Below are 12,105 nucleotides of genomic sequence, written 5' to 3' on the forward strand. Positions count from 1 at the left end.
TTCAGCGGGTCGCCGTGTAACTCAGATCGTCCGCGGATTCGGAGTGGGCGCGCCGCAGCCGTGTGGCGACCGCACGCGGATCGGTGTGCAGCATCGGCCGTCCGGTCAACCACAGACTGCCGGGGATGCGCCGCGCCACCTCGGTGATGCCGATCGCCATCGCGACGACGGTCAGGTACAGCACCGTGGTGCCCCAGAGCAGACCCAGATGGTTCTGCAGTGCGGGGATGACCGGTGCGAGCACCTGCAGGGCGATCGGGTGCGACAGGAAGATACCGAAGGATCGGTCCGAGCCGTAGCGCACGGCCCGGGAGAACAGGTCGTGTTCGCGGCGATGCCCGGCCCACCAACTGCTGATCGTGTACACCGCGAAGATGATCAGGATGTAGCAGGGCAGCAGGTGCGGCATGAAGACGTTGTTGGCCTGCCAGGCGGGCATCTGCCCGGTCTGCCACAGGAAGAACAGCTCGGCCAGTGCCAGACCCACGATCGCGGCGGCCACGAACACCGGGCCGAGGCGGCGCACCGTGCGGGTCACCGCGTCGATGTGCCAGGCCGCGATCGCGCCGAGCAGGATGTAGAACTGGTACGGGATGACCGTGGCGTACAGGTGGTTCCAGATGCCGAGCGGTCGTCCGGTGAGCGTCGGTGGACGCACCAGGAACCACAGGATGACCAGTTGGACGCTCGCGCTCGCCGCGAGTATCCAGCGATGCCTGCCCTCGGTGGCGCGCAGCATGCGCAGGATCAGCGGGAACAACAGATATGCCTGCATGGTGACCAGCAGGAAGTACAGCTGATACCAGGCCCCGCCGGTCGCGGTCTCGAACACCAGCCGCCACAGCGCGCTGCGTATCGACTCCCCGGGATGCAGTCCGGCCAGCACCGAATAACCCCAGTAGATCACCGACCAGGCCAGGTACGGGATGCCGACCAGCGGGAAACGCTTTCGCCAGAACGCGCGGGTGTCCAGGGACTTGCCGCGGTACTGGTAGATCAGCACGAATCCGGTCAGCGCGAAGAACGCGTCCCGGGTGAAGTGCAGCGGCATGACCACACCGTTGGCGGCGGTATTGCTCGCGTCGATGGAGTTGCCGACCACGTGCGCGCCGATGACGCAGGCGAAGGTGATGATGCGGAACAGATCGATCTGATGCAGGTGCGGTCGTTTGCGGCGCGGGGCGGAGGTTCCGGACTGCGCTGCGACGGCGGGGGGTGCGATGCCGATACTCATCAAGCCACCGCAACCTCGGCGAACATCGTCGCCACCTCCGTCTCGACCCCCTGGTCTTCGATCTGCCTCATACACTTCCCTCGGTAGGCCCTGTACACAATCGTTCCCACCGACCCTGTGATCCGACTGATCGATTCCTCCGAATCGACTGTGCCGTCACCGGCGACCGTCGCCGCCCGACGTCAGTGGGTCAGGCCGTAGTGCCGGAAATCCGAGGCGATCCGGTTGGCGATCCACTGATGACCGGCTGCGGTGGGATGTAGCCGATCTGCCACTGTAGGGAATACCCAATGCGACGTCAGCGGATCGAAGACATATACCTTCGGATAAGCCGCCTTGGCGGCCTCCACGATGATTTTGTCGGTCGCCCAGGCGGCCGGTGAGGGCTGGCCCTTCGGGAAGACCGTGAGCACACCTACCGCGGCATCGGGGGCCTGGGTGCGGATCTGGTCGATGACCTTGTGCACATTGGCGGTCAGCTCAGCCGGAGGCGTGTTGATGTCATTGTATCCCGCCTGCACGATGACGACGGTCGGGTGCTCGGAGGCGAGCTGCAATTTGCCCAGCAGACGTTCCATCGGGCCGAGCTTGTGCCGACCCGGGTTGACGTAGCCCGCGCCGGGATCGGCGCTGACCGTGGAACGCCAGCCGAGTTGGTGGGCCAGCAGGACGGGCCAGCCCTTCTGCGGGGAGCCCGCGCCGACGCCGTCGCTGATGGATGCTCCGACCACTGCCAGTGTCGGACGGTCCTGCGCTGCTTCTGGTCCGGTGGCCCCCGCATGACCGTGCTGGGTACCCAGTCCGACTACGGCCGCCGCCGTCGCAACAGTGGCGTAGATGCCGAATTTCGAAACGCGCTTCACGCAGCCAGTGTTATCAGGTTGCAACACGTGGTCAAGCCGTACGGTGTGGTGAGCTGTGCCACCAGGGGTTATGCCGGGGCCGGTGTAGTGCGGCAAAGGTCCGATTCCCGATTTTCGATCAACTGCCGACCGCGTACGGGCGGGCCAGCCGTCGCGCGGCCTCGAGGATGCCCAGCACCCGCGAACCCGGCAGTCCGATCGAGGCGCCGATGGCGGCCGGGGTCCAGGATTCGTCGGCGAGGGTGAGGACCTCGGCGAGCTGTTCGACGGGAAGTTTGGACAGGCGTCGCGCGGAGATCTCGCGGGCGACGGCCCACACTCCGGTCTCGTCGCTGTCCGGGTCGATCTCGTCGCCGTCGTCCCAGCCGTCGTGCGCCTCGGTGACGTCGCGGTGGTTCGCAGGGGGCTCGGGTTCCGGGACGGGCACGATCCGGGGGCGTGGGCGGCGGGTGGGGGTCGCGGCGGTCGGCTGCTCGTCGAGGGCGAGCTGGGTGCCCTGCTCGGCTCGTGCGGCCGGGCGGGGGGAGTCGGTGGGCTCGCTCATCGCCGCCGCGCGTTGGGCGGGATGCTGGGCCGGTCTGTTGGCGGGGCGTGCGTCGGCGGGGGTGGTCTTCGGGGAGTCGTTCGCCGGTGTCGCATCGGACGGGGTGTCCGCGGGCGGCTGGATTGCGCGCTCGGCGGATTGTTCGGTGCTGTCCGAGGAATCGGTGCCCTCGGCGGATTCGGGAGTGCTGACGGGCGGCGTGGCGGGCCGGGAGGGCTGCGCGGTGTTGTCGGTGGGAGCCTCGGTGACGAGGGTGCTCGGAGCGCGGCCGGGGGCGTTCACCGGAACCGTGGCGTGGGCGACCGGCGCGGGCTCGGCGGTGTCGGCGATCATGCCGCGCGAGTTCGAAGTCGGTTCGGCACCTGTCGCGGGTCGCTCGGCGGAGAGGGTGGCCGCGGCGACATCGCGAACGTTCGACGTCGCTTCGGCACCTGTCGCGGGCCGCTCGGCAGTGAGGGTGGCCGCGGCGGCATCGTGAACGTTCGCAGTGGCATCGGCGATCGTGTCGCGGGCGATCGGGGCCGGTGCCGGTGCTTGCTGCGGTATTGCGGAGGGGGCCGAAACACTGCCCGGGGCGGGCTGCGGAACCGGAGCGGCCACACCCTGCGCGGACGACGGCATCGCGACGTTGGGTTGTGCGGGTTCGGTATTCATCTCGGACGCCGCGAAAAAGCCTGCGGCCGGGTCGAAGTCGGTGAGAAAGGTGTCGGGGCGGGCGGTGTGGCCGACGGGCAGGGCCACCGAATCGGTTGGGTCGGGGGCGAATTCGGGAAACGTGGCGGGGCGGGGTGCGCCGAATTCGACGGTGGTGTGGCTGCGGCGGGGCGGCTGGTCGTCGGTGGTGTCGGATTCGACGGGGATGGCATCGATGAGCTGGGCGTAGCGGGCCGAGACCCAGGAGTGCAGCCAGATCACGACGCCGACCATGACGGGTGCGACCGCGGATTCGGCGGAGCGGGCCAGTTCGCCCGCGACCAGGTGCGGGCCCGCGTTCAGGGCGATGGTGACGCCCAGCAGCGCCACCTCGAGGAAGACGACCTTGCCGCGGGCGATCTCGCGACCCCAGCGGGCGGCGGTGGTGGCCACCACCATGATCGTGATGATCGGGATCGAGATCATCGCCTCGAAGCCGTAGCTGAGCCAGTACAGCGGGTCGGACATGTCGCCGCTGGGTACGAGGTTGTGCTGCACGTTGACCCCGGCCCACAGCATGCCCAGGACGACGACGCCGATCAGCGCCCGCGAGGACCATTCGGCGCGGCGGTACAGCTGGGCCAGGCGCGCGTCGGGGTTGGACACCCGGCGGCGGGCGGCGAGGGCGCGGCGGTGCCAGCGGGCGTCGGCGTCGTCGGCGCGGCGCACCGACAGCGCGACGCGGCGATCGCGTTTCTCCGAGGCCAGTTCGGCGCTCACGGCCCGGCGGCGCTGCTGCCGCCGCTGCTTGCGCATCCACTCCGCGAGATCGCGTTCGGCGGAGATCTCGGCCTCGGACAGTTCGGCGAACAGCGCCGGATCCGATTGCAGCGGCAGCTTTCCGCGGGCGGCGGCGACCCGATCGGCCAGGGCGGCGATCGCGGCGTCGGATGCCGAAACGGCCTGGTCCGCGTGCGAAGCGGCGGCCGTGGTCGGTGCGGAGGGTTCGGAATTGCCGGTCGACCGGTTGTCGAGCATGGCGCGCCTTCCCGGGAGCGGATGCGGTTCCGGCCGGGGCCGAACCGATTACTCGAACGTATGTGTGACCGCAGTGAGAGTAATGCCCGGCCTATCCGAGGTCAATGCTTCCACCGAACATTCGTTCGGGTGGTTCGCGAAAAAACGCACCCACCAGCAACTTTCGAGAAACCGGCGAAGGGTCAGTGCAGGGCGGTGTGCCAGACCAGAGCCGCGGCGAGCGCGCCGGCCCCGTTGAGCGACCAGTGCAGCGCGATCGGTGCGAGCAGGCTGCCGCTGCGCCGCCGCAACCAGGTGAAGACCGCGCCCGCCGCGCCGGTCGCCAGCACCGCCAGCGCGATACCCGCGATCTGCGCCGCCGGACCGCTGCCGAGGATGCCGCTCAGCCCGCGATTGCCGCTGGTGAGACCGAGTGAGGAGGCGATGTGCCAGAGCCCGAAAAGCAGTGAGCCCGCGGCGAATACGCCGCGTACGCCGTAGGCGCGGTCGAGTGCGCCGTGCAGGACGCCGCGGAAGGCGAGTTCCTCGGGGATGACGGTCTGCAATGGGATCACGATCATCGAGGCGATCAGCGCGCCGGAGATGGTCGCATAGCGATCGGCCAGGAAGAACGGCCGCGTGATCGGCAGTATCGCGCCGATCAGCACCGCGCTCAGCACGATGCCGACCGCGGCCAGCGCGTAGAGCGTGCCGCGTCGCCACTGTCGCGGGGACAGGCCGAGTTCGGACCAGCCGAGGCCGCGTCGGCGCATCAGCAGCACCAGCGCCACCGCGGCCACCGGGACCGTCGCGATATTGGCCCAGGCCGAGGTGAAGTGGGCGATCAGGTTGGTGCCCGCCAGGGTGAGGACGACCACGGCGACGTCCACGTAGGCGTGGATTCGGCGGGCCGGTCCGGCGGTCGCGGGCGGTTCGGCGGTGGTGCTCGTGCCGGACGCGCCGTCGTTATCGTTTCGAGACATCGCGGCCAGTCTACGTTCGTTTGCTGAGAGTTCGCGCAACTCGTTCGGGTGTGAGTTTCAAGCGGGCCTTGCGCTATATGTATACGTCTACGTATAGTGGTGACGAGGCAAGGCGATGGGTAGCCCTCGACGTTGCGGGCGGTCGCCGAAGCCTTGATTGCACGGTTCCCCGTGTAATCGAATGAATCGCTTGATGCGCATCCATGCATCAGTTCGGGAAGGTGACACCCATGTCCATTGATTCGCAGCAGCTCGTTCCGGCCGACGCGGCAGCCGGGACCGAGACCGAATTCACGACCGTCGAACTCGCCGACGGTCCCGCCGGGGCGCGCACCAAACGCTTCGAGGGCCGCTTCGTGGTCCAGGGGCGCGAGTTCGGCAAGCGCGAGGTCGAGGTGACCAAGATCTACCAGGGGCGCTCGGGCAAATTCGTGGTGCAGCGGCAGCGGTTCGACTGGGCGGAGATGGCCTCGCGCGCCAACTTCCAGGGCAACTGGAAGAACTGGCTGGGCATGCTGGGTGGTGGCGGCTTCGGTGCGGATCTGGCGGACGAGCCGAGCTGGGGCGACTACGAGGTCCGGGTGGTGGACACCCTCGACGGTCTGGGAGCGGTGCTCTCGCCGAAGCTGCACCGTCGCGTGACCGCCGTGGTCGAGCAGCCGCGCGTCGAGGACCTCGATCTCTGAACGCTCGAAATCAGTTGTCGCGGTGCGGTTCCGGGGACGGTCCGGCCGCCCATCCGGCCGGGTCGGTCCACGCCTGCAAGGTTCGGGTGGTGTCGAAGCGGCGGTCGGCCCCGGTGACCGGATCGGTGAATTCCAGTGTGGCGGCGAGTAATTGCAGTGGCCGGGTGAAATCCTCGATGGGGCGTTCGGTGAGTTCGGGGAAGAAATCGTCGCCGAGGATCGGGATGCCCAGGCCGTTCATGTGGATGCGGAGTTGGTGGGTGCGGCCGGTGTGTGGGCGCAGGCGGTAGCGGCCCAGTCCATCGCGGTGGTCGAGCAGCTCCACATGTGTTTCGGCATTCGGCTCGCCGGGGGTTTCGAAGGCGCGAATGATGTTGCGTTCCTTGATGATCCGGCTGTTGATGGTGCGTGGCAGGGTCAGTTCGGGGCGGTACGGCGCGATCGCCTCATACTCCTTGCGCACGCGACGCTCACCGAACAGTTTCTGATACGCGCCGCGCCGGGCGGGGGTGATCACGAACAGCACCAGTCCGGCGGTGGCCCGGTCGAGGCGGTGTGCCGGAACGAGATCCGGGAGATCCAGGTCGCGCCGCAGCCGCACCAGCGCCGTCTGCAGGATGTGGCTGCCGCGCGGGATGGTGGACAGGAAGTGCGGTTTGTCGACCACGAGCAGATCCTCGTCGCGGTGCACGACGGTGATCTCGAACGGCACCTCGGTCTCGGTCGGCAGATCGCGGTGGAACCACACCGCCCCGCCCGGCGCATAGGGTGCGTCGGGGGCGATCGGACCGTCCATATCCACGATCCCGCCCGCGGCGAGCAGTTCATCGATGCGTTCGGGCGCGACCCTGGGCAACCGCTCCACGAGATGATCGCGGATGGTCGCCCAGGATCCCTCCTCCGGCAGCCGCAGCCGCGCCGGGTCCAGGCCGTGCCGCTTCGGCAACGGCGGCTTCTGCCTGCGTCTCATCGGGAACGAGCCTATCGGCCGGGCGTGTCGGGCGGATCAGGTGCTGGCGACCAGTGGGGCGAGGGTGTGGCCGGCCAGTGTGATGACGTCCGGATCGCGGCCTGCGGCAAAGAGATTCACCATCAGGCGGTCGACGCCGTGCGCGAGGACCTTCTCGCCGAGTTGTGCGGTGACCTCGGCGGGGGTGCCGAAGAAGAAGATCTCCGATGCCGTCGCGGGGTCCATCCCGAACTCGCGCAGGATCTGTTCCACCTGCTCGCGGGCCTTCGCACCGTCCTCGTTGATCACCATCGGCGTGGCGAAGCTGACTTCCAGGGTGCCCGGATCGCGGTCCGCTTCCGCGCAGCGGGCCTCGAGCGCGCGTAGTTTGGCGGGCAATTGTGTTGGGAGACAAGTGATGTTGAGGTGGTCGGCGTAGCGGGCCGCGCAGGCGAAGGTGCGTCGTTCGCCGCCACCGCCGACCATGACGGGCAGGTCGTCGCGGACGCGCGGTTCGTTGATGGCCTCGTGGACGCGGTACCAGCGGCCGTCCAGCGTCGGGCGTTCGCCGCGCAGCATCGGCGCCAGGATGCGCAGCGCCTCCTCGAATCTGTCCAATCGCTCTGTTACCGTGGGGAATTCGAGTCCGTAGCCGTCGTGTTCGGGTTCGAACCAGCCCGCGCCGACGCCCAGTACGGCCCGGCCGCCGCTGATCACGTCGAGGGTGGTGACCATCTTGGCCAGCAGGGCCGGATTGCGGAAGGTGTTGCTGGTGACCATGGCCGAGAGCTGGATCGAGCTCGTGCGGCTCGCCAGCGCGGCGAGCGTGGTGTAGACCTCCATGGTCGGTTCGTCGGGTGCGCCCGGGGTGGCGTAGAGATGGTCGCCGAGGGTGACGACGTCGAATCCGGCGCGTTCGGCGGCGAGTGCCTGATCGAGGACGGCGGTGAACATATCGGTGGGTGCGGTAGTGGAATCGAAAGTCGAAATATTGCAACCGAGTTTGAGACCCATGAGTGGCGATGCTATCGGCGGTCGATTATTCCCGTCAATGGGAAAGATATTCATCGGACGGGTATTTCCGGTACCGCGGTTCGGTAACTTCCGGCGGCTATCGTGCCGAATATCACCGCAAATCCCAGCGACCACGCGGCGGTGGCCAACAGCGGTGTCAGAACCGGTCCGCTGTATATCAGCCCGCGCATGGCATCGACCGCGGTGCTCATCGGTTGCACCCGCACGATGAATTGCAGGGGACCCGGATAGTGTTCGGCCGGAACGAATCCGGTATTGAAGAATCCGCCCAGCAGAATCAGCAAACCGGATAATTCCACCGCACTTCTGCCGAGATGCGTCACGGCCAGCCCGATCACCATCGTCGCCAGGCCGATGAGCAGCAGTACCGGCACACATATCGCGGCCGTGGCGGCGAACCATCCGCGGTGGAATCGCAGTCCGAGCGCGACGCCGATCGCCAGCAACAGCACAGCGGTGAGCAGGGCTCGCACACATTCCGCCAGCAGTCCGCCCACCGGCACGGCCGCGCGGTTGCCCGGCAGCACCCACCAGCGCCAGAGCAGTCCGGTTTCGCGCTCGCGGAGCAACGACCCGCCGGTGGCGATCGCGCCGAGCAACGCGCCCATGACCATGACCAGCGGGACGAATCGGTAGATGCTGTCGTGGCCCGAGGTCACGGTGAACAATTTGCCGAATACGACTTGGTACATGAGCAATAGCGCCGACACGGCGGCGAAGACCCCGGTCAGCGCGACCGACCAGACCATCGCGTGCCACAGCGCGGGTGTGTACCGGCCGACGCCCAGATCACGCAGCGCGTCGGCCTGTGCCGAGACCGGTTGATTACGCACGAACGGCTGCAACCAGCCCGGGAACCATTCGGTGGGCACGAATCCGGTCGAGGCCATGATCAGCAACAACTGCGGCAACACCAGTACCTGCGCGCCGATCTTGGGGATGGCGGTGGCGTTGCCCAGCGCGTCGGCGCCCAGCACCAGCGCCGCGCCGAACAGCAGCGCGACGGCCACGAAAACCAGTGCGGCGAGCCCGTTGTGGAATCGGAAACCGAACACCGTGCCGACCAGCACCGCCCCGGCGATCGCGACCGAGCCGCGGATCAGATCGGCCCACATCCGGGCGGCCAGGACCACCCACGGTTCGATCGGCAAGGTGCTCAACCGGGTTCGCACACCGCTCGCGGCGTCGCGCGCCGCGCGGTCGGCCGCCGACATGGCGGTGAAGAACATTCCCTGCACCACGATCACCGGCAGGAAATACTGTGCGTAGTCGTAGCCGACGACCCGCATCGAATATCGCAGCGGTAAATAGAAACAGGCGAAGAACAACATCGGTGCGAGGAATCCGAATGCCAGATCTCGTTCCCGCGCAGCGCCGCGTACCGCGCGTCCGCTCAATGCGCTCCATTGGCGGAGTCGAACGGCAGTCGGGTCGTTGGTCATCGGTTCACGCCTCCCCTTGTTTCGGACGCACTGCCTCATATGAACTACCGCATGTGAACGGAAAGGGCCCCGGGTGGCGGAGTCGAATCCAGCATCCCGGGGCCATATTGCTTCGCCTGCCGCTACCTGCGGAAGCTGCGGATGATCCGGCCGCCGAATACGAGCGTCAGACCCACCGACCACAATGCGGTGTACAGCACCGGCACGGCCACCGAGCCGCCGGAGATGAGACCGCGCATGGCATCGATCGCCACGCTCATCGGCTGGAAGCGGACCACCGGTTGCAGGAAACCCGGATATTGGTCCACCGGAACGAATCCCGAATTGAAGAACATGCCCAGCAGGATCAGGATCGAGGACAGCTCGACGATCTTCGCGCCCGCGCGGCTCATCGCCAGCGCCATCACCATCGTCGCGAAACCGATCACCAGCAGGATCGGCACCAGCAGCGCGCCGAGGACGGACAGCACGCCGGTGTGCCAGCGCAGTCCGAGCACCACCCCGACCAGGAGCAGCAGCACCGTCGCGCCGAATGTGCGGACGCATTCGGCGAGCAGGCGGCCCGCGGGGATCGCCGCCCGATAGCCGGGCATCGCGCGCCAGCGGTCCAGCAGTCCGTTCTCGGCCTCGGCGTGCAGGGAGGTGCCGGTCGCCATCGCGCCGAACATCGTCGCCGTCACCGCGACCAGCGGGACGAAGCCCTCGATACTGGCCTTACCCGAGGACGCGGACAGGAATTTGCTGAGCACCAGCTGGTACATCAGCAGGAGCGCGGTGGGGAAGATCAGGGACTGCACCATGATCTCGGGTTCGCGCGTCCAGCGGCGCACCAGGCGGCCCGCGTGGATCAGACTCTGCCCGGCCAGCGACGCGTGCGTTCTGGCCGTGCCGGTCTGCGGCTGTGTCAGCGTGGTCATCGTGCCCGCCTTCCGATTCGTGCCGACACCGCGGCGAACACCACGATCAACGCGATCGACCAGACCAGCGCCGCGCCCACCGAGTCGTACCGGCCCGAGGACAACGCGCGCAGCGCGTCGCTGCACACCGAGACCGGCTGCCAGCGCACGAACGGCTGGATCCAGCCCGGAAAGCCTTCCACCGGAACGAATCCCGTCGATGCCATGATCAACAGCAGCTGCGGGAGCAGCAGGATCTGTGCGCCGATCTCGGGATTGCCGGTCGCGGTGCCGACCACATCTGCCCCGATCACCAGGCCGACTGCGAAAAGCATTGCCAGTAGCACGAATACGATCGCGGTGCCGAGGTCGTGGAAGCGGAATCCGAAGATCGAACCGATCACCACCGCACCGGCGATCGCGACCACCGCGCGCGAGGCGTTGGCCGACATCCGGGCGGCCATCGGAATCCAGGGCAGCACCGGCATCGAACGCAGCCGAGTGCCCATGCCGCTCGCGGTGTCCAGGGCGGCGCGGTCGGCGGCCGACATGGCGGTGAAGAACATGCCCTGCAGGATGATCACCGGCAGCAGGTACTGCGCGTAGTTCATCCCGGTCCGCTCCATCGAATGTCGCAGCGGCACATAGAAACACAGGAAGAAGATCATCGGTGCGAGGAAGCCGAAGACCAGGTCGCCCTCGCGGATCGCGGCGCGCACGGTGCGTCCGCTCAGCGCGCGCCACTGCAAGCCCGGCGGTGGCAGCGCGATGGTGGACTGTTCGCTCATGCCTGTGCTCCGGCGTCGGCGGTCTCGGGGGTCTCGGCCTTCGCGTCGGACCTGGTCAGCTTGACGAACACCTCGTCCAGCGACGGACGGCGAAGGGCGATGTCCACCAACTCGATTCCGGCCGTCGAGATGCGCTCGAGCGCCGCGGTCAACGTGGTGGCGCCGTCGGGCGCGGGCACCGAGACGCGGTCACCGGTGTCGGCGATGGTGACCTCGCCCAGACCGGCCAGCGCGGTGGCCACGGCCGGGATGTCCGAGGACTCCACCGGGACGACCTCGCAGTAGCTGGGCCCCGAACGCGCCTTCAGATCGTTGGCCGTGCCCTCCGCGATGACGCGGCCCTTGTCGATGACGATGATGTTGTCGCTCAACACATCCGCCTCTTCGAGGTACTGGGTGGTGAGCAGCACCGTGACGCCCTCGTGCCGCAGATCGCGCACCAGCGACCAGACCGCCTGGCGGCTCACCGGATCCAGGCCGGTGGTGGGCTCATCGAGGAACACCACCTTGGGCAGCCGGACCAGACCGCACGCGATATCGATACGCCGGCGCATACCGCCGGAGTACTGGCCGACGCGGCGGTCGGCGGCCTCCTCCAGATCGAACTGGGTCAGCAGTTCACCGGCGCGCTGCTTGCTCTCCTTCTTGCCCATGCCCAGCAGGCGGCCGAACAGGACCAGGTTCTCCCGGCCCGTCAGCAGGTCGTCCAACGCCGCGTACTGCCCGGTCAGCATGATCGACGCGCGGACCGAGGCGGCGTCGCGCACCACGTCGAATCCGGCGACCCTCGCGCGCCCCGCGTCCGGGCGGACGAGGGTGGACAGCACCGATACCGTCGTCGTCTTGCCCGCCCCGTTCGGTCCGAGCATACCCAGGACGCTGCCCACCGGCGCGGTGAAGCTGACTCCCTGGAGGGCGTGCACGCTGCCGAAACTCTTCTCGACGCCTTCGACGACCACGGCATCGGCGTTTGCCTGCGTTGGAACCGCAGCCACAGGATCCTCCCAACTCTCCATCATGAACTCACCGCCATCG

The 12,105-nt window shown here is 67.8% G+C and carries 11 protein-coding genes; 1 reads left to right on the forward strand and 10 read right to left on the reverse strand.

The window, feature by feature from the left end; translation table 11 throughout:
- Position 1: 1 nt before the first annotated feature.
- The 4 genes from NRB20_RS30645 to NRB20_RS30655 form a co-directional block, all read right to left on the reverse strand.
- Complete coding sequence (locus NRB20_RS30645; protein ID WP_153414895.1) at positions 2 to 1,234, reverse strand: acyltransferase; 1,233 nt, start codon at positions 1,232 to 1,234, stop codon at positions 2 to 4.
- Positions 1,235 to 1,416: 182 nt separating this feature from the next.
- A complete protein-coding gene (locus NRB20_RS37740) occupies positions 1,417 to 2,097 on the reverse strand; it encodes an SGNH/GDSL hydrolase family protein (protein WP_194290065.1) in 681 nt (226 codons plus the stop codon).
- Between the two features lie 118 nt (positions 2,098 to 2,215).
- Entirely contained in the window at positions 2,216 to 4,312 is a 2,097-nt protein-coding gene (locus NRB20_RS37745; protein WP_194290066.1) for a hypothetical protein, read from the reverse strand.
- Positions 4,313 to 4,494: 182 nt separating this feature from the next.
- Complete coding sequence (locus NRB20_RS30655; protein WP_153414897.1) at positions 4,495 to 5,274, reverse strand: CPBP family intramembrane glutamic endopeptidase; 780 nt, start codon at positions 5,272 to 5,274, stop codon at positions 4,495 to 4,497.
- Between the two features lie 230 nt (positions 5,275 to 5,504).
- On the opposite strand from NRB20_RS30655, the gene NRB20_RS30660 reads away from it, so the two are divergent.
- Positions 5,505 to 5,960, forward strand: a complete 456-nt coding sequence (locus NRB20_RS30660) for an EXLDI protein (RefSeq protein WP_194290067.1) — start codon at positions 5,505 to 5,507, stop codon at positions 5,958 to 5,960.
- A gap of 10 nt (positions 5,961 to 5,970) precedes the next feature.
- Here the strand turns inward: NRB20_RS30660 and NRB20_RS30665 are convergent, their stop codons facing one another.
- The 6 genes from NRB20_RS30665 to NRB20_RS30690 all read right to left on the reverse strand — a co-directional run bounded on the left by NRB20_RS30665 (position 5,971) and on the right by NRB20_RS30690 (position 12,086).
- Positions 5,971 to 6,930: a pseudouridine synthase gene (locus tag NRB20_RS30665; protein ID WP_153414899.1), complete on the reverse strand. Its 960-nt coding sequence runs from the start codon at positions 6,928 to 6,930 to the stop codon at positions 5,971 to 5,973.
- 36 nt (positions 6,931 to 6,966) lie between these two features.
- Complete coding sequence (locus tag NRB20_RS30670; protein ID WP_153414900.1) at positions 6,967 to 7,923, reverse strand: TIGR03560 family F420-dependent LLM class oxidoreductase; 957 nt, start codon at positions 7,921 to 7,923, stop codon at positions 6,967 to 6,969.
- A gap of 50 nt (positions 7,924 to 7,973) precedes the next feature.
- Positions 7,974 to 9,341 carry an ABC transporter permease gene (locus NRB20_RS30675; RefSeq protein ID WP_264766401.1) on the reverse strand — a complete coding sequence of 456 codons (1,368 nt, stop codon included), beginning with the start codon at positions 9,339 to 9,341 and terminating at the stop codon, positions 7,974 to 7,976.
- A gap of 167 nt (positions 9,342 to 9,508) precedes the next feature.
- The gene (locus NRB20_RS30680; protein WP_153414902.1) at positions 9,509 to 10,303 is read right to left on the reverse strand and encodes an ABC transporter permease; all 795 of its coding nucleotides are present in this window, start codon (positions 10,301 to 10,303) and stop codon (positions 9,509 to 9,511) included.
- A complete protein-coding gene (locus NRB20_RS30685) occupies positions 10,300 to 11,070 on the reverse strand; it encodes an ABC transporter permease (protein ID WP_153414903.1) in 771 nt (256 codons plus the stop codon). Before NRB20_RS30685 ends, NRB20_RS30680 begins: the two co-directional genes overlap by 4 nt.
- Positions 11,067 to 12,086, reverse strand: a complete 1,020-nt coding sequence (locus NRB20_RS30690; RefSeq protein ID WP_153414962.1) for an ATP-binding cassette domain-containing protein — start codon at positions 12,084 to 12,086, stop codon at positions 11,067 to 11,069. The genes NRB20_RS30685 and NRB20_RS30690 overlap by 4 nt, the downstream gene beginning before the upstream one ends.
- Positions 12,087 to 12,105 lie beyond the last annotated feature (19 nt).

Source organism: Nocardia macrotermitis (assembly GCF_009604405.1).
In the GTDB taxonomy this organism is placed as follows: domain Bacteria; phylum Actinomycetota; class Actinomycetes; order Mycobacteriales; family Mycobacteriaceae; genus Nocardia; species Nocardia macrotermitis.